This is a genomic window from Bradyrhizobium sp. 190 (assembly GCF_023073415.1).
Taxonomy (GTDB): domain Bacteria; phylum Pseudomonadota; class Alphaproteobacteria; order Rhizobiales; family Xanthobacteraceae; genus Bradyrhizobium.
In genome coordinates, this window is sequence record NZ_JADPJL010000083.1 from 100,668 (window position 1) to 118,370 (window position 17,703).

General features: G+C 58.5%; 18 protein-coding genes and 1 pseudogene. 12 read left to right on the forward strand and 7 right to left on the reverse strand.

Features of this window, described 5'->3' with window-relative positions; all coding sequences use genetic code 11:
• Positions 1-255: 255 nt before the first annotated feature.
• Positions 256-1,719, reverse strand: a complete 1,464-nt coding sequence (locus IVB22_RS40285; RefSeq protein WP_256467529.1) for an undecaprenyl-phosphate glucose phosphotransferase — start codon at positions 1,717-1,719, stop codon at positions 256-258.
• A gap of 194 nt (positions 1,720-1,913) precedes the next feature.
• Between IVB22_RS40285 and IVB22_RS40290 the strand changes: the two genes are divergently transcribed.
• Complete coding sequence (locus IVB22_RS40290) at positions 1,914-2,177, forward strand: hypothetical protein (RefSeq protein WP_247522685.1); 264 nt, start codon at positions 1,914-1,916, stop codon at positions 2,175-2,177.
• 56 nt (positions 2,178-2,233) lie between these two features.
• Here the strand turns inward: IVB22_RS40290 and IVB22_RS40295 are convergent, their stop codons facing one another.
• Entirely contained in the window at positions 2,234-2,581 is a 348-nt protein-coding gene (locus IVB22_RS40295; RefSeq protein ID WP_247522686.1) for a hypothetical protein, read from the reverse strand.
• A gap of 478 nt (positions 2,582-3,059) precedes the next feature.
• On the opposite strand from IVB22_RS40295, the gene IVB22_RS40300 reads away from it, so the two are divergent.
• Entirely contained in the window at positions 3,060-3,254 is a 195-nt protein-coding gene (locus IVB22_RS40300; protein ID WP_247522687.1) for a hypothetical protein, read from the forward strand.
• 153 nt (positions 3,255-3,407) lie between these two features.
• Positions 3,408-4,424 (forward strand): hypothetical protein, encoded by a 1,017-nt coding sequence (locus IVB22_RS40305; protein ID WP_247522688.1) that lies wholly within the window; start codon positions 3,408-3,410, stop codon positions 4,422-4,424.
• A 198-nt stretch (positions 4,425-4,622) separates the two neighbouring features.
• Here the strand turns inward: IVB22_RS40305 and IVB22_RS42245 are convergent.
• A pseudogene (locus IVB22_RS42245) lies at positions 4,623-4,739 on the reverse strand (PEPxxWA-CTERM sorting domain-containing protein); the annotation flags it as partial.
• A 1,218-nt stretch (positions 4,740-5,957) separates the two neighbouring features.
• Between IVB22_RS42245 and IVB22_RS40315 the strand changes: the two are divergent.
• The 4 genes from IVB22_RS40315 to IVB22_RS40330 all read left to right on the forward strand — a co-directional run bounded on the left by IVB22_RS40315 (position 5,958) and on the right by IVB22_RS40330 (position 9,572).
• A complete protein-coding gene (locus IVB22_RS40315; protein WP_247522690.1) occupies positions 5,958-6,158 on the forward strand; it encodes a hypothetical protein in 201 nt (66 codons plus the stop codon).
• A 186-nt stretch (positions 6,159-6,344) separates the two neighbouring features.
• The gene (locus tag IVB22_RS40320) at positions 6,345-6,536 is read left to right on the forward strand and encodes a hypothetical protein (protein ID WP_247522691.1); all 192 of its coding nucleotides are present in this window, start codon (positions 6,345-6,347) and stop codon (positions 6,534-6,536) included.
• Positions 6,537-6,872: 336 nt separating this feature from the next.
• A complete protein-coding gene (wecB, locus tag IVB22_RS40325; protein WP_249805730.1) occupies positions 6,873-8,060 on the forward strand; it encodes a non-hydrolyzing UDP-N-acetylglucosamine 2-epimerase in 1,188 nt (395 codons plus the stop codon).
• Between the two features lie 3 nt (positions 8,061-8,063).
• Positions 8,064-9,572 (forward strand): glycosyl transferase family protein, encoded by a 1,509-nt coding sequence (locus IVB22_RS40330; protein WP_247522693.1) that lies wholly within the window; start codon positions 8,064-8,066, stop codon positions 9,570-9,572.
• On the opposite strand, the gene IVB22_RS40335 is transcribed toward IVB22_RS40330, so the two are convergent.
• Positions 9,569-9,874, reverse strand: coding sequence for a hypothetical protein (locus tag IVB22_RS40335; protein ID WP_247522694.1), 306 nt, complete (start codon positions 9,872-9,874; stop codon positions 9,569-9,571). The genes IVB22_RS40330 and IVB22_RS40335 overlap by 4 nt on opposite strands.
• Positions 9,875-10,259: 385 nt before the next feature.
• Here IVB22_RS40335 and IVB22_RS40340 point away from each other — a divergent pair, with 385 nt between their 5' ends.
• Positions 10,260-10,979 (forward strand): PEPxxWA-CTERM sorting domain-containing protein, encoded by a 720-nt coding sequence (locus IVB22_RS40340; protein WP_247522695.1) that lies wholly within the window; start codon positions 10,260-10,262, stop codon positions 10,977-10,979.
• Between the two features lie 107 nt (positions 10,980-11,086).
• The gene (locus tag IVB22_RS40345; RefSeq protein WP_247522696.1) at positions 11,087-11,398 is read left to right on the forward strand and encodes an H-NS family nucleoid-associated regulatory protein; all 312 of its coding nucleotides are present in this window, start codon (positions 11,087-11,089) and stop codon (positions 11,396-11,398) included.
• A gap of 496 nt (positions 11,399-11,894) precedes the next feature.
• On the opposite strand, the gene acdA is transcribed toward IVB22_RS40345, so the two are convergent.
• Complete coding sequence (gene acdA, locus IVB22_RS40350; protein ID WP_247522697.1) at positions 11,895-13,106, reverse strand: 3-sulfinopropanoyl-CoA desulfinase; 1,212 nt, start codon at positions 13,104-13,106, stop codon at positions 11,895-11,897.
• A gap of 123 nt (positions 13,107-13,229) precedes the next feature.
• On the opposite strand from acdA, the gene IVB22_RS40355 reads away from it, so the two are divergent.
• On the forward strand, positions 13,230-14,063 hold the full coding sequence (locus IVB22_RS40355) for a nitroreductase family protein (RefSeq protein WP_247522698.1): 834 nt from the start codon (positions 13,230-13,232) through the stop codon (positions 14,061-14,063).
• Positions 14,064-14,102: 39 nt separating this feature from the next.
• Here the strand turns inward: IVB22_RS40355 and IVB22_RS40360 are convergent, their stop codons facing one another.
• Positions 14,103-15,164 (reverse strand): putative sulfate exporter family transporter, encoded by a 1,062-nt coding sequence (locus IVB22_RS40360; RefSeq protein ID WP_247522699.1) that lies wholly within the window; start codon positions 15,162-15,164, stop codon positions 14,103-14,105.
• A gap of 85 nt (positions 15,165-15,249) precedes the next feature.
• Between IVB22_RS40360 and IVB22_RS40365 the strand changes: the two genes are divergently transcribed.
• On the forward strand, positions 15,250-16,158 hold the full coding sequence (locus tag IVB22_RS40365; RefSeq protein WP_247522700.1) for a LysR family transcriptional regulator: 909 nt from the start codon (positions 15,250-15,252) through the stop codon (positions 16,156-16,158).
• On the opposite strand, the gene IVB22_RS40370 is transcribed toward IVB22_RS40365, so the two are convergent.
• Entirely contained in the window at positions 16,155-16,373 is a 219-nt protein-coding gene (locus IVB22_RS40370; RefSeq protein ID WP_247522701.1) for a hypothetical protein, read from the reverse strand. The genes IVB22_RS40365 and IVB22_RS40370 overlap by 4 nt on opposite strands.
• Before the next feature lie 795 nt (positions 16,374-17,168).
• Here IVB22_RS40370 and IVB22_RS40375 point away from each other — a divergent pair.
• On the forward strand, positions 17,169-17,465 hold the full coding sequence (locus IVB22_RS40375) for a hypothetical protein (protein ID WP_247522702.1): 297 nt from the start codon (positions 17,169-17,171) through the stop codon (positions 17,463-17,465).
• Positions 17,466-17,703: the final 238 nt, after the last annotated feature.

A 17,703-nucleotide genomic window follows, 5' to 3' on the forward strand; every position in this document is an offset into this window, starting at 1 on the left:
CGATTCGCTACAAACTATAAGTCCAGCGGCGGGCCTTTCCAGCAAAATTGTAGATTTGGCAACAAATCTCCGTAAAACATGGGTTTGCAGAGCACCAAACCTAAGTGCTTCAAATATCTCCCAAATCATGATTGGCCCGCTGCCCTTCCGGGGGCGGACAGGTGTTAATACGCCGCAGTTAGCGAGGTTCCCCGCACCCAAGGGTTGAAGGAAGCAGGCATCCGGCAGATTACGAGCGCCGGCGTCTTCGCCCGATCAGTAAGCGTTGCGCTTACTCAGTACCTCGAAAAAGGTTTTGATCAGGATCTGGATGTCCAGCCACAGGCTCCAGTTGTTGATGTACCAGAGGTCGAGTTTTACGCGTTCAGAGATGTGCTCGATCGTAGGCGTGCCCCCGCGCGCGCCGTTGCATTGCGCCCAACCGGTCATGCCGGGTTTAACGTGATGCCGGAACGCATACTCGCTCAATACCGTCTCAAAATAATTGTCATGGGCCAGCGCATGCGGACGCGGCCCGATCAGGGACATATCTCCCTTGAGGACGTTCAATAGCTGGGGCAATTCGTCGATACTTGCCGATCGCAACAGACGGCCAATGGACGTTACCCGCGGATCGTCGCGCGTAGCCTGCACCACGGCGGGCCCGTTTTCCTGCACGGTCATGGTGCGGAATTTGAACATCATGAACTGCTTGCCATTAAATCCCTTTCGGAACTGCCGGAAAATAACCGGCCCGGAACTGTCAAGCTTGATGGCGAAAGCCGTGAGCGCCATGATGGGGAGAAAGAACAGCAGCGCCAGGGCCGCGATGACGATGTCCATCACGCGCTTGACGAAGCGTTCCGCGGCACTGAGCGGCGCACGTTGAATTTCGATGGCGAGGACGCGCTGACGCGCCGACGACGCATAATTCGTTAACGTTCGAACCCGCATGTCGGGCAAGAGCCGCACTGCTACCGGAAGCGTCTTGACGTGCTCGCGGATGAACTCCAGCCGGGGCGCATCCTCCCAGGGCATCGCAAGCAAGACTTCCCGGCAATTGTTGCGCCTGACAAAATTTGCGGCTGAATTGATAACGCTGACATCGGTGGAGTCGCGCTTCACTGGATCGTCTTCCGAACTGAGCGTGAAGCGGCTGACTTCGGACGTACCGAAGAAAACCAGCAGATCCCGGGGCTCCAACGCGGCGATCTCCTGGAGATCGCCGATCAGCACGATGTCGCGCCGGCCGATCGCACCGCGCGAAACGGCAGCCGCCAGGGCCAACTTGGTAGCCTTCCTGACGGCGAGTAATCCCGCCGGCGCAGCAAAATAGAACACCACAAAGGCGCCGCGCGAATAATCGACGCCGATCTTGAGCAGAAACGCAAAGAAGGCGAGCAGCAGCCCTGTCGTAAACCAGCAAATCAGTATTTCGCCGATCTCGACGCGCGGTTTGGCGCTGTCAGGAAAATCATAATAGCCGCTGCCGCTCATGCGCAGGATGTGAATGAAGCTGGCCAACAACCCGACCGCGCAATGCGGGAGAATGTTCGGCACGTCGTTGCCGACGGATAGCTGATATCCAACGCCCCCCGCCACGCTGGACAGCAGGATCACGAAGGCATCTGCGGTCGATAACAGATAGGGGACTGCATTGCTGGAAAAACGAGCGGGAGAACCGCCAGCGGATTTGTCGAGTTGGCCTACCTTGTTGCCAATATCCGCTCCAATCGACATGAGAAAAATGCCCGCGCAGTATCACTGATACCAACCGTCCGATTATTGGCCAGAGAGACCATAAATCCGACAGACCTTCAAAGGCCTAAGTAACTCTTCGTTAATACCCGTGACCATACACTCGGCCGGAGTGCGACGCAACATTTAATCAGTTTTGAATGCGCTTTTAACCGTATTATGGAGCGAGCTGACGCATGCTGCCCATCCTCGCCTGCGGTGTCGGCATCTATGTGGGCCTCCATTTTAATATTTTGGCGCTGCTCCCGCTTTCAGTGCTGGGCGCCGGCGCGTACCTGGTCTCGGCCTGGGCCAACGGCCATGGATTGCTGGACGGCCTGGCCGTCGTGGCACTTCCAATCATCACCGTTCAGGTGGGCTATTTCCTGGGGCTAACGACCCGGCCGGCCTATTTGCATTTGCGATCCCGGATCAATATTCGGCACTCAGAGCGGGTATAATCCCGGCAATACGATTTAAACGCGGATTATCCGCAATTTTCCGTGGCCGATGGTCCCTACCGCACCTTGTCGGCGAAATACCGGCTGAAGACTTCCTGAATGGCGCCCAGACCGCCAAGCTGACGCTCGAGCTCCTGCGTGCGCTTTTCGCCGCTTGCCATTTGCTGCTCGTATTCCTTGATCCTGGCCGCGTCCTTGGCGTCGCGCGTCAGATATTCATCGTAATCAGTGCCTGTGGCAAAGGCAGCCTGATCGCGCGCCGCATCGACCCGCGCACGCAGGGCGTCCCTCTCTTTCTGGATCGACGCGACTGCGGCCGCAACGGCGGCCGAAATTGAGCCGAGCCGTTCGCTGTCGGTTTGAGCGTCACGCTCCGCGGAACGAACCTTGAAAGCTCGTGCCATATCTAGTCTCCTTGGGCAGACCGGTTCTCGTTGCACTGCTTTGCTGAACCGGCAGATCGCTGGACTACCGTTGGGAAGGAAGTTTTGTACAGCCTATCGAACCGCTGCCCGATCAACAACGTTGCATTTTTTTGAAAAAACGAAAGGCTAGATTGCTAGATGATTCGGATTTTCTGCAATAGCAACGACCGTGCAAGCGTACAGGTTTGCCAAGCATAGGCCGAGGTGACAACCGGACAGAAGCAAGATGAGATTTCGAGACACCTTGAAATTTGCTCTTGAGCTGTTTGTGCCTGCAAAGCTCATGCACCCAGGCGGGAGTTCTGCGTCCGATCCAAAGCCCGACGCTCCGCAGAATGGCGCGACAAGTCTCGATGCCGAACAAGCCCCACCGGGCGGAAAGGCCCGCCGGCTTATCGAGGAGTTGGACCATGGCCAATTTGGCGGTCCCTCGTTCGGTCCGCAAACGATCGAGTTGATGTCAAAGGCGCTGGAAGGCGCCGAGGCTTCCTTGCCCGAGCCGGCATCGGGCCAGCAGCTTCGATTGATTGCAGCCAGGATCTTGAAGGTGGCCGCCGACGGCGAGCGCGATCCGATCCGCCTGAAGGCCGCGGCGATGTCTGCCCTGGGGTCGATTGCTGGCAATGCGGACGAAAAGCCGCCGTCGACCTGACAGCAAGCTCCGCCGAAAGAACGGGCCGCCTGGGTACTGGCCCGGCATCCGCCTGATCGGACGGGGTGATTTGCCACTAAAGCGGACGGCGAGCTATAAGCTGATCGAGCGGTTGTCCGATCGTCTCGCCCGCTCTGCCTGGGGACAATCAAAGTGGTTCATCGCGAAGCTCCTAAATCGATCCTGGTTCACGTGCTGTTTGGACTGAGGAAACTGTTGGGCGTCGCAACGTTCGCCCTGATCATTGTTCTGCTGGGCCCGAAGCTGTTTGTCCTGTTCGACAATCCGAAGAACGCAACGATTCCAGCCAAGCTGTTCGAGGCGCGCGAATACATTCTCACTAAATCGGTGCCGGTGCTGCATCGATATGTGCCGACCAACATTGCCGGCAGCGATCGTTCCGACTGGATCCTCATTGGTCTCGCTATTGCCGTAACTATTTTCTCAGGCGCAATCGCCCAGCGCACGCAGACCGCCTCGAACCGGCGGCTTCTGCGAAAGTCGGCCCAGGCATGGCGCCGGAAAGAGGGTGTGAAGCCGGGCTCCAAGCTCGACGCCGAACTGGAAACCACGCTGCGAATGGCGGAAAGCGGCAAGGCCGTAAACCGTCAGGAGTTGCTGCGGGTGTTTGCCGAAACCAAGAAGAAGCTCGACACATTCGGCCGTGAAGTGGCCTTCCTTGCGATCGACGTGGTCGGATCGGCAGGGATGAAGACTGGCGAAGATCCTGCTTCAGTTCAATATGACTTCGAAGAGTATCGAAAGCTCGTGGAGCGCATCTTCCGCGCCAGAGGCGTGTTGAAGACGGCATGGACGCCCGACGGCGTGATGGCATGCTTCGCCCATGTGGAGGACGCTTGCCAGTCAGGCAAGGATGTCATCAAGAGTCTCAAGGTGTTCAACCGCGAGGTGAAGGTGTCCAAGGCCGATTTCGCCGTTCGCTGCGGCGTGAACGCGGGCCTCGTCTACTTCGACGACTCTACTCCGCTCGAGACGATCTCGGATCGCGTCATCGACGTCGCCGGGCACATGCAGAAGAACGCCGAGCCGAATACCGTGCTGGTGGCACGCAAGATCATCGAGCCGCTGCGTCAGCTTGAGGAATTTACCCACACCACGCAAGTCGTCGATGGCTACGAAGCCAGCGTGTGGCGGAATACGGGCTCTTAAGCCACGCTCGCCCTGCCCGCATATTAGCGCCATCATGCGGCCCATTTGCGAAAAGACTTGGCGCCTCAAATGTATGTCGAACGTGCCTAGTCGCAAATCCGAAATAAAATGGAGTTGGAGTATCTGATTTCAATTCTTTGAGGGGAAAGAGGCCGCCAACTGAAGCGGCCCCTCGATCTCAAATCAGGGCTGACCGGATTAGGCGGCGCGAAGCGCGGTGTTGTTCTTGCGGCGATAAGCCATGAAGCCGACACCAGCGAAGCCAAGGATCATCATCGCCCACGTCGATGGTTCGGGAACAGCGCTTGTGAACGTCGCCGAGAAGGTGGCGTCGAAGTGATTCGCTGAAGACCAAGAACTTTGAGTTTGACCAGGCGTCGGGAGCGGCACGGTGTCGTCATGGATAGTGCTCCACACGAAAGTGCCAAGATTGGAGTTAGAGTTAACGTTGTTGCAGCCACTAAAACTTAAACACGAACCAAAGCTCGCTATGCCGGCGTTACCAGCGATTCCGTACGTGCTCAGGAACGCCACATATGTCTGGCCCTGCGTGACGTTGAGCCCAATGGGCGAGAAGTCGAGAAGACCGGCTCCATTTCCGGATATCACCGGGCTCTGCCAGAGCATTGTGGTCGGCTTGGAGCCATCCCACGCGTACACTGCCCCATATAACGAAGTGATGGTCGAGTTATTCAGGGTAAACTGAAAGTTAGTAAGCGCCCCCGTGGTAGGAGCGGTGAACGTCTCACCCATGAATTGGGTTTGCTGACCACCAATCGGAGCGCCAGAAAGGGTGTTATGGGGGTAATTGTTTACTGGATTGCTGATAACAACAGCTGACGCGGGGGATGCACTTAGCGCCACGATGCAGGTTATCGCGGCCACTGCCGCGGCTGTCTTGATACTGTTCATAATACTTCCTTGATATGCTAAGCTTAGCCTCGCCTCAGACAAGGCTTTCCTGGCCGCTGTTGCATGGCGGCAATTTATCGTCGTTTACCACTATTGAATCACTGTGACGGCTGCGTAACATTTCCGGTTTTATTCCGGACCGCTGCTGCGCAGTAAATGCGCCGCTTTAAGATCAAAGCGAGCATCAACCCTCGGTGCGTCACGCTATCGCTTCCATGAGTGATGCGGGCTTGTGTCGGTCGCGCCGACACGCTTGCGCCAGCAAAAAACGCAGCCGCGGAAAACCACTGCAGCCGCATGAAGTAATCGTCACACGAAGCTCTGCTGCCCACATTTGCCAGACGATCCCTGTTTGCTTTTTCCGGGTCAAACTTGGATCAGTGCGACGCGATCACGCCCGCCACAAACATCACGGACTGCTTCTCCTGATTGCAATCATGTTCAGCCCGCAATTAAGGAAAAGCAGAAAACCGCCACCTGAAAGCCGCGCCAAGGCTGCCTTATCGGACTAAGCGAATAAAATCATTGGAATATTTTTTATTACCGCGCATTGACCGCCACAATTTCATCACATATATTTTGAGTTTAATTAGTTAATTTGATAATTTTTCGGTGGCGGCCGTGGATACCAAACTCAACTCCGATTTGAGACGATTGCGATACGCCCTCGAGGCGGTTTCCGCGGATTTGGATGCCATCGAACAACGGCCGCATCCCTCGCTTCGTTCGGCCGCAGCAAACCTCGAGGCGAATCGAGGCGACGGCCTCGAGACATTCGTCAATCACTTTGTTTTTGCGGTAAAGCGCGGCGTCCTGCGGTAGACGAGCGACAGCCCACAAGCATTGAGCCTTCCATCGCTAAAAGCGCGCGGCGAAACCGCGGCACTAAGCAAGCCCATTTGTATGGCATTCCATCTGTACCTCGTTGCCGGCTCCATTGTTACCTCGTGACCCATCCAGGGCGATGGGACTGTGGTTCAATTTGGAGTGGTGGTCGAGAGCACATTAATGCCGGTCGACATTGTAAAAGCCTATTTCGAGATTCAGCAGCTTCGCAAGGAGGTTCAAAAGGCGGAACTCGCCTTCAGGATTGCCTTCGCGTGTCCGCCAAGCCGCCCTCGCCACACCGGGCGCACGAACGCCCGCGACTCGCAAGCGACGAGTCCACCAACGCCTATTGAAGAACAAGGCCAGAATTAACTGCTTAAGCCTGGCCACCAATTGCATAATCCGCAACGCTCCTCGATCCGACCAGCCATCCTCGCCTGTCAAACTCGATTCCGACGCCACGAAACTGATGGTCACACATTATGCGGCACGTATAAATACGGGCGCGGGCTATTTACCATGCATCAAGTCTCCTCCGGATTTCCACGGCAATCTCCGAAAATTCCTTTAAATCAATTGTCTGATTTAGGGTTGCGAGATAAAACACCAGCGTTTTCTAATCGTGCCGTCGGGTCAACGCGATGGGGACGGCATCTCGGTTGATATTTCGTATCGTGGGGGACGATGCGGTCTTTTTGAAAGCAAGGTATGCATCACCCTCGCAGAGAGCATTTCAGCCACTCGACGCCTGTCCGCACTTTTGTCTTTGTGATTGGTACCCGGCCTGAAGTCATCAAGGTGGCCCCTATCATCCGCCGCCTGCGCGAAGCCGAATGGGCGACCGTTCGGATCGTGACGTCCGGCCAGCAGAGCGATCTACTCGACAGCACGCTTGCCGAATTCGGCCTCCGTCCGGACTTCTCCATCCCGCATCGAAGCAACTGTCGCACGCCGGCGGTTCTCGCCAGCCTGCTGATTCGCCGCCTGGACAAGTATTTCGGCGAGGTCCGTCCGGATTGCGTTCTGGCCCAGGGGGACACGACGACCGCCTATGCGTCTTCGATTGCGGCGTTCTACCGCAAGATCGCCTTTGTGCATGTGGAGGCAGGGCTGCGCACGCCAAGCCTTGACGCGCCCTTCCCCGAGGAATTTCACCGCCGTTCGATCGCCGTATCCACGTCTCTCCACTGCGCGCCCACATCGGCTGCGGCGCAGAACCTGACGCGAGAGAACATTTCGCGGGAGAAGATCCTCGTTTCGGGAAACACGGTCATCGACTCATTGCTCGAAGTCGCGGCTTCGAAGCCGGCGCCGCCCGCCGACTTTCCCAGGCTGCGGACCATCCTCCTCACGGCGCATCGGCGCGAGAATTTTGGCGCGCCGCTGCGGGACGCATTCACCGCGATCAGGGCCTTCGTCGATCTCACCCCCGACGTCGCCGTGTATTTTCCGGTTCACCCCAATCCAAATGCGCGCGAAACGGCCATCGAGATTCTTTCGGGACATCCCCGGATCAAGCTGGTCGATCCGCTGGGCTACCGCGACATCGTCGCCGCGATACAGAATGCCTGGTGCGTGGTGACCGACAGCGGCGGCCTCCAGGAAGAGGCGCCTGCGCTCGGCAAGCCCGTTCTGGTGTTGCGCGACGTAACCGAGCGGCCCGAGGCGGTGGCGTCAGGGGTTGTCGAGTTGGTCGGGACTTCGCGCGAGGCGGTATTCGGTGCCTTGTTCGAACTGTACAAGAACAGCGCGAAATATACCCGCATGGCCCGGCCGGTATTTCCCTATGGAGATGGTCACGCCAGCAAGCGGATCGTCGAGGCGCTCTATCGACAATTCGTCCTGCCGCCGCAAATGCGGTCCGCCGAAATCATTCAGCTTCACCACGCATCCTAACTCATGACACAAGCTCCCTCCTTCATCTTTCAATATCTCTATGTCGTCGAGATTCTGATGCTGATCGCCGGTGTGATCATCGCGGTCTCCAGCATCGACGATCTCGTAGTGGACCTGCTGTACTGGAGCAGCAGGCTGATGGGCACGGCGAACAGCAAGTCCAGGGAATTGCCTAGTGTGGAGATTCTCGAGCAAATCCCCGAACGTCCCATCGCCATCATGGTGCCGTGCTGGAAGGAGCACGACGTCATTTTTTCGATGCTCTCATCGAACTCCCGGCTCGTGCGCTACGAGCACGCGCATTACTTCGTCGGCGTCTATCTGAACGATCCCCTCACCCAGGCCGAGGTGCGCAAGGCGCAGGGACTGTACAAGAACATCCATATGGTGCTGGTCCCGCATGATGGCCCGACCAGCAAGGCCGATTGCCTGAACCAGACGATCTCCGACATCTTCATGTTCGAGGCCGAGCAGAACATCAAGTTTGCGGGAATCGTGATGCACGATTCCGAGGACCTTATTCACCCGCTGGAGCTCAAGCTCTTCAACAAGCTGGTCGACATCTACGACTTCATTCAGTTGCCGGTTTACTCGTTCTCCCGGCCGATCACTTCGATGATCGCGGGCCTCTATATGGATGAGTTCGCCGAGATGCACACCAAGGACCTCGAGGTTCGGCAGCGGATCAGCGGCGTCATTCCCTGCGCCGGCGTCTCCGCATGCTTCAGCCGGGAGGCGATCCAGCATCTCAACGATCAGAACCACGGCGAGGCTTTCCGCACGTCATCGTTCACGGAAGACTATGACATCGCGTTTCGCGTCTCTGAGCTCGGGTTCAAGTCCGCGTTTATCGCCTATCCGGCGAACTACGCGATCGACATCGATATCGACAGCGGCAACCCAGGCATTCTCCACCGGACCCTTCCGGTGGCGACCCGCGAGTTCTTTCCGTCAGGCCTCGAGGCCGCCTATCGCCAGCGCGCGCGCTGGCTGCTCGGCATCGTGTTCCAGGGCTCCCAGGAGCAAGGCTGGAAAGGCTCTCTCGGAACCAAGTACTTTCTGGCGCGAGATAGAAAGGGCGTGATCACCAGCCCTGCGGTGATGCTCGCCTATTTTGCGCTCGCCAATTTGACCGTATTCGAACTCTATCGGGCGGCTTTCGATACCGAAAAGCAGTTTGTTTATACCCTGCTGAACCAGAACTGGGCGGTCTGGATGTTTTTCGCAAACTTCCTGTTTCTGGTCTGGCGCCTGTTCAACCGAATGACGTTCACAGGCATGATCTACAACGTGCGTCATGCCCTGATGGCCGCGCCGAGGCTTGTCGTTGGCAATTTCGTCAACTTCTTCGCAACGTGGCGCGCCGTGCGCATCTACGTCAGCCACCGGATATCCGGTACAGCCCTCGTTTGGGACAAGACGTCCCACTCCTACCCCGTTCACATGGGCGACCTCACCTTGCCGCAAACGGCGGTGGCCGCCGATGGCGCGGGAGCCGCAGGGAACAGCTAGGCGGCCAGCAGAGCCTGGCTTTCGCGCGGCTGTTCACGGGACGGGCTGGGGCCAAGGATGAGACGGGCGAACGAGCGCGTTGCGAGGAAAGCCACGCAGACCACGATCGCAGCGAGCTGGAGACCGGGGTAAAAAATAACCGCTCCGAGAACGAGCCAGCCTGCCGCGATCGCAAGGAAGTCGCCGAGCCTTGAGCTCCTGCCGTGGGCGGGATCGAAGCCGCGATCGAGCGCATCGGCGATCGCATCGAAGCCGTCAATCGCATCCCTGCTTGTCGGGCCGGCCAGATCACGTGAAAACATCAAACACCCCCAAGGAGCCTTTCGCGGGCTCTGGGGGCATTTGACGGGAGGACTATTGCCCGCCGCTCAAACCGACCGTTACAGTTTTATCCATATGGCTCTTTTGCGCGCGAAGGCGTTGCGCCGCCCGGGACATGAATAATTCCGGCCCAACGCATTCGTTAGGATTTGAATAATTCGTCCATGAAATGGAGAAGCCGGCCGAAGCGGACGCAAGGCGGCAGCAAAAGAGCCCACAATGCGCGCTTCTCCGGCATTGGCCTGCATCCAGGTCGGACGGAATGGCTGTTAATATTGACGTCTTTTACTTTTAATTGGCCTTGCTTTATTTAATTTTCCCATTTAAATTTCTGGCAAGATATTAACGATTCATTTTGGAAACCCGATGATGCGAAAATTTCTTGCACCGTTCTGCGCACTCGCCGCCCTTGTCGCCTTGAGCGATAACGCCCGTGCCGTGGTCGTCACGGCTTCCAGCGGCCCATTCAGCGCCGGCAATTCCAATACCAACAACGACATTACGTTCGACGGCCTCGCCACGCCGGACACGTTTGCCGGCACCAGCATCCAGTGGGGCGCTGCGCCGGCTTCGCTTGGCGGCATCGCCTTCTCGGGTACGGCTATCATCGCCCAGAATGCCGCGGGAACTTCGGCGGGTATCTCGGCGACGCCGGCGGGAGACACCACAAACTACATGTCCATTCTGGGTGGCACGTCCGAGACGCTGACGTTCTCGGGGACCCAGAACACGTTCGGTCTGTTTTGGGGATCGATCGACTCCTACAACAGCGTCGCATTCTATCTGGGAAACAGCGCCTCGCCGTTCCTGACGCTTTTTGGAAATAACCTCAACGCAGTGCCTGCGCTTGGGTTTAACGGCGACCAGTCGGGCGCCCTGACGAACGCTTATGTCACGTTCACCGGCCTGAACTTCGACAAGATCGTTCTCGCATCGTCGAGCAATTCATTCGAATTCGACAACATCTCCTACGGCAATGTTGGACCCGTGCCGGAGCCGTCGACCTGGGCCATGATGATCCTTGGCTTTGCCGGCGTCGGCTACATGACCTATCGACGGAAGCGCCAAGCGACTGCTCTGGCCTAAAGCCGCGATCAGTTTCTTGTCGAAGGGCCGCCTCAGGGCGGCTTTTCCTTTCGAAGCGTCCAGTTTGGTAACGAACTGGCTTTTCATGCTCCTTGCTGGGGTGCGACATGAAAGACGACAAACTAAGGCAAATGTCGCTCGACGACCTCTGGGATCTGCACGAAAGAATCGGCGCGATCCTGAGTGACAAGATTGAGAACGAGAAGAAGAAACTTGAACAGCAGCTCGATCAGCTGGCCAGCAGGGTTGCAGAATTGTCGTCGCCAAGTCCGGAGCGCCGACCATACCCGAAGGTAGAGGCCAAGTATCGAAACCCGAACAACCCGTCAGAGACGTGGTCGGGGCGAGGCAAAACCCCGCGCTGGCTAGCCAAACTGATTGCGGGTGGAAGAAAGCTCGATGAGTTCAGGATCCAATAGTTGCTGCCACAGGCGCGTCTTCGAAGTCTGCCGGAGCAAATGGCGGAGCTCCTAAGCAGCAAGTTCGTGTTGCAGAAGCTACTCTGCGATCCAAGACCTGCCGAACAGTAAGGTTGACTGGTTAGGTTAAGTTGCGAGTTCAGTTGCAGCGTCCTCAAGCTGGGTTATTGACTGAGTACCGGACAATTTCCCCCAAGCGTCCGGGCCCACACCAGCGAAGCCGCCAGGCGAAAATACTCCGCTTGGCGGCTTTGTTCTTTGGATCGCCAGTGCACCGCACATGGATGAAAGTAAACTATTTGATCGCTGTCGCGATCGCCATGGCGGGCTGGCTATTTCTCATCGTCTGGATCGTGAGACAGCTTTTTTGATGGGCCTCAGCAGGAAGGCCGCAAACAGTACGGCACCGCGACGGTGGTCGATCATCGGCACTCTATGCCTACCGTCCGCACTTTGCAGCAACGCATAGCCGCGCGGTGCGAACCACCGCAAGAGATTACTTTGCCGCGAGGGATGGAGCCTGAACCGCCTCCAAATATCCATTGCGGGTCTGCGGGATTTTTGTGTCGAGAATCCTGGACGCCACCAGCGTCCTCAGCACCTGCGCCGTGCCGCCGGCAATCGTGAACATGCGGGCATCCCGAACCATGCGTTCGAGCGGATAATCCCGCGAGTAGCCTCTGGCGCCGAACAGTTGGAGCGCCTGGTTCGTGACCGTGTTGGCCGTCTCGGACGCGATGATCTTCGCCTGCGCCGCGAGAAGAGGATCCGGAAAAGGATCGGCGCTAAGGGCTGCCTGATGAAGCGACAGCCGCGCGGCATTGAGCGCCACCGCCATGTCGGCCAGCATCCACTGCAGGCCCTGGAATTCAGCGATCGGGCGTCCGAACTGCTTGCGCTCTTTCACGAAGGTCATGGCCTTCTCAAACGCACCCTGCGCGAGCCCGAGCGCGACCGTTCCAGCGCCGACCCGTTGGCTGTTATAGGCGTCGATGAGATCCGCAAACCCGCGACGGAGCCCGCGCGGCGGCAGCACCAGCATATCCTCCTGGACTTCGAGATTTTCGAAGATGATCTCTGTTTCGGGGATGCCACGGAGGCCCATTGCGGGCTCGCGTTTGCCGATGATCAGACCGGGAGTACCCTTAAGTGCGAGGAAGCCGCCGATCCCCTGCTCTTCTCCCTGTTCGTCGAATACGCGGGCGAAGATCAGATGCAGTTTTGAGACCCCGCCTCCCGTGATCCAGTGCTTCTTGCCTCGGATAACGTAGGTGTTGCCGTGCTTGTCTGCACGCGTCGTCATTTCGGTCGCCGCCGATCCGGCTTCCGGTTCGGTGATGCAAATCGCCGGCTTGTCGCCCGAAAGAACGAGATCGGCTCCCAGCCGCTTCTGCTTTTCGGTGCCATACTGCATGACCGCGGAGATGGCGCCCATATTTGCCTCGACCGTAATGCGCCCCGTCGCCCCGCATACCCGCGCTATTTCCTCGATGATCAGGGCAGCCTCGAAGTAACTTCCTCCCCGACCACCGTGGGATTTGGGAATCGTATAGCCCATGAAGCCCGCAGCCTTCAGAGCGGCCACGTTGTCGAAAGGATAGGCTTCGGTTCGATCGATCTCCGCTGCCTTCGGCGCGAATTCGGCTTCAGCCAATTCACGCGCAGCGCTACGGAGCTTCATTTGCTCGGGCGACAGTTTCATATCCATTGCAATCTTTCTCCCCGGGAGCGGCGTCTTTCGATCATTCGGCTCCGAAGCGCTGCAAAACGCAACCGAATAATTTATGCTCCCGACTTCAAATCATGAGCGGCGTCCCTGGAGACCTTCGAGATGTCCAATTCAAAAATCCCGCTTGTCGATCGCTTCGGTCCTGACGCTGCGGATGTGGAATTCGGCGGCGACGCCCCGTCGCTCTTCAGTCAGTTGGCGGCTCGCGGTTCGGTACGAAAATTCCGGTCCGATACCATTCCGTACCTGACCTTGCGGCGGCTATGTGCGCTGGCGCTATGCGCCCCGACCAAAAGCGATCTGCAGCAGCGCGACATCGACGCGCCGTCCCTAAAATCACAGATCGGAGCGTTGTTAGCAGACGGACCGCTGGGTCAAAAATGGCTTGCAAGCGTTCCGAACCTTCTCCTCTTCTGCGGCAACAATCGAAGGCAGCGTCGAATCCACGCATTGCGCGACAGGCATTTCGCCAACGATCATCTCGATGCCTTCTTCAACGCCGCTGTCGATGCGGCGATAGCCCTGTCCGCATTCGTGATCGCGGCCGAGGCTGAAGGTCTCGGTGTCTGTCCGGTCAGCGCGGTCCGCAATCACTCCGACGCGTTGTCGCGGCTCCTGAAGCTTCCCGACCATGTTTTCCCGGTAGCGGGACTAGCCGTGGGATATCCTGCCGACGCGCCGCAGCTCAGCATGCGGCTTCCGCTGTCCGTGACCGTGCATCACAACACATTTCTCGAAGACGGCCTCGATGATGCCATCAAGGCGTACGACCGGCGCCGCGAGGCAGCCCAGCCTTACGCGGCCCAGCGCTATGTCAGGGAATTCGGGTTGGCCGAGACCTATGGCTGGTCGGAGGATAAGGCGCGGCAATATACCCACCCCGAGCGCGCGGACTTCGGCGCCTATGTGAGGCGCATCGGCTTCAGGCTGGACTGATCGGCTCGAACGATTCCGCGCAGCCACCCGGGCGGGACATCAGTTGAACAGATGAATCAGGCCGATGCTGATCGTGAGCAGGAGCATCAGCGACAACGTCACAGCCGCCGTCACCCTGCCGCCGACGGTGGCAAGAACCCGAACGTCGACGCCGAGGCCGAGTGCCGCCATCGACACGACCGTGAGAAAGCCGGTGATCGCAGTCAGCGGACCGATCACCGCTGCCGGTACGATATCGAGCGAGCGCAGAACGGAAAGAGCGAGAAAGCCGAGGATGAACCAGGGAACGAGCCGGAAGAAGCCAACCGTTGTCTTGCCGTGCGCTCCGCCACGCAGACGCGGGGCGAGCAACGCAAGCCCCACCACGATCGGCCCGAGCATCAGTACGCGCATCAATTTCACCAGCGTGCCGATCTGCGTGCTCACGAGCCCGGCAGGCACGGTTGCGGCGAGCACTTGCGGGACGGCGTAGACCGTGAGGCCGGCGAGAATTCCGTATTGCGTCGCGGACAATTGCAGAAGCGGAATGAGCAGCGGCAGCCCCAACACCATCATCACGCCGAGTATCGCCGTGAAGGAGATCGAGGATGCGATTTCGTCGCCATCGGCTCCTATGACCGGCGCGACCGCTGCAATCGCCGAATTGCCGCAGATGGAGTTGCCGCAGGCGATCAGGATCGAGAGCCGCGTCGACAGGCCGAGCATGCGGCCGACGCCGAAGCTGAGGCCCAGGGTCACGACGACAGTCGCGGCAATAGCGCCGAGCAAGGCAATGCCGGACGCCGCGATCGCAGCAAAGCTGATGGAGGCGCCGAGCAGCATCACGGCCACCTCGAGCAGCTGCTTGGCGCTGAAGGCGATGCCGGCCTGCCAGCGTTCGGACGGATTCCAGAAACTGCGCACGGCCATGCCGAGCAGGATCGCCAGTACCAGCGCTTCCACATAGGGGTGTGCGAACAAGCGCCGTTCTGCAATTTCAAGGGCTGCCGAGACGCCGGCGACGACGATGCAAAGGAGAACGCCGGGAATGAGCGCTGCAAGACGGCTGAAGCCGCTGGCCGGCCCATTTCCTGGGGCGGAAAATTCCTCGTCCTGCGGCACTAATTTCTCCCGGGGAGAAAAATCTATGCGCCAGACCGCGATAGTCGGGTAATATATTTTCGATCTGGCCCGATAGATAGAAGTTATGTCCTTGAACCTGCATTTACTGCGCCTGTTCACGACGGTGGTGAGAACCGGGAGTTTCTCGCGCGCAGCCGACGCCCTCCATATCAGCCAGCCGGCGATCTCGAAGGGGGTGCGGGATTTCGAGCTTCAGGTCGGCTGCCGCCTGCTCGACCGGACGCCAAAGGGCGTGCGGCCGACACGGGAGGGAAAGGCGCTGGTGCGGCATGCGGAGGCGCTGTTTGCAGCCGAGCGTGCGGCTGAGGACGAATTATTGTCGCTGCGCAATCTCGACAGCGGATCGCTGCGCATCGGCGCATCCACCACGATCGCGACCTACATGATATCGGACTATCTCGGAACGTTTCACCGAAAATATCCCGGGATCGACCTGCATCTCATTATCGCCAATACCAGGGACATCGCCGATCTCATGCTGGCGCATGATATCGAGATCGCGCTGGTCGAAGGTCCGGTCGAAGTTGACGAACTCGAAAGCCATGCCTGGCGCACCGACGTGATGAGCCTGATCGTCGATGCGCGGCACCGCTTCGCGGCGGCCGAACGCGGGATCGACGGCGCGGCGCTTGGCGATGAAGTCCTGATCGTGCGCGAGCCCGGCTCCGGATCGCGCGAAGTGGTGGCGCAGGCGCTGGCTGCCGAGGGCATTGAGCCCCGGCGCACGCTGGAGATCGGCAGCACCGAGGCGATCAAGCAGGCGGTAGCCGCCGGCCTCGGCGTCGCCATCGTCTCCAGCGCCACGATTTCCGATCAGGTCACGCTCGGCCGGCTCAAGGTCGTGCCGATGCGCGACCTGCAGATCGAGCGCACGCTGTGGCAATTGAAGGTACCCGGGCGAATTGAAATTCCTGCGGCGACCGCGTTCGAGCGGATGATCTGGCAGGACAAGCGCGTTGCGGAGGTAGCTTAGAAGATCAGAGCTTTGGCGAGCGCCGCGACGCGGCTGAATTCGTCAAATACGCCCGGCTCGAAGAAGACGGCGCGGGCGATCACGATGGCCCCAACCAGCGACCAGAACAGGCCGGTGCCGGCCCACAACAGATATCTGGACGCGCGCGAAGGCGGCGCTGCGTCCCTTTCGGGCGCCAGACGCTCGCCAAACGGCTCGTATCTCAAGCGGTCCATTGCACGGCCAATCTGTTGATTCCGAGGCAAATGTCGTCGTTTCCGGCCGATGGAGCAATGGAAGCGATTTGCTTTTTCGAACCACGAAATGGAAGCGCATTTCCGTATGGACCGGTTGCGGAATGGCTTTCTTCTTTGCCGGTGCTTGGCTGCTCGGCTCCGAGGGAATCGCGGAAGGTCGAGCGGGATTGCCGTCACTCCGACGCGCGTCACCGCATTCAATGGCAATGCATTGGATCTTGGCATTAGATCTTGAAAGGCTTGGTGGGCGCACCAGGGCTCGAACCTGGGACCCGCTGATTAAGAGATAGCGACGGGTAGAGAACAATCAATGACTTACTGGTCGCACCACTGGCCTACTCCGACCGAAAATGGGCATTCGTCGCACAATCATAGTCGTCGCACTGCCTCATATCTGAACACGGGCTAATCTGACTTTACGGGGTCAACTGCGACTACAAGGCCATCGATCGATAGGTTCAAATCGGGGACATGCAACCATCTCAAATTGCTATTTGAAGCGGCGGCCTGAACGGGTCGATCCGCCGGCCGATCCGTGGGCAATATGAGAACCGAAACGCCAGCGATGAACTATGTTTGTAGATTTGGATGGAGAGTCTGGATCGTCCTGCGAACCCGGCGTCCCGAACCCAGTTATCGTGCCTCATAGTGCTGAAAAGTCGAGAGTTTTGGCTTCATTCGACGCCGGTTATGTCCGTTCGTTCCTGACGTAGTCGGGGTTATTCCGGGGTTGGCACTTCATGCAGAAATAGGTTTTCGACCAGAGACTTTCGGTTGGTTGCGGGGACCTGTAGCCATCTGAAATTCCTTGGCAGTGGCTTAGACCACCGCCCGCCCCTATGCCGACCCGGAAAAAGCCGCGCGCCGGATCCTCGAAATCGCCAATGCGGTCGAGCCAATACAAGGCGCATCCACATCGAGCAAATCAACGAGCCGTTTCTCTTCCGTGATCGCGGCAGCCCGGCCGAGTACAGCGCGGGCCTCAAACTTGCGATCGAGCGCGGCTGGCTGAAGATGCACGACGGAACTTTCGTCACCTTCTCGGCCGCCGGCACCGAGCTGTTCGCCTGACGAAAGAAAGCCCCAAAATTTTTTGCGGCTCCCTTGAAACCAAAACCGGTTTTCCTAATTTTTTTGTCGCCACCATGCGGTGGTGTCCGGGTGCCTGATGGGCCCGGGCTGGAGACGGGCACCGGTAGTGTCCGGTGCTGCTCGTAACCAACTTGCTCATTGGAGGATTTGGCTATGCGCAGTTACAACTTTGAACCTCTCTGGCGCTCGACCATCGGCTTCGACCGCCTCTTCGATC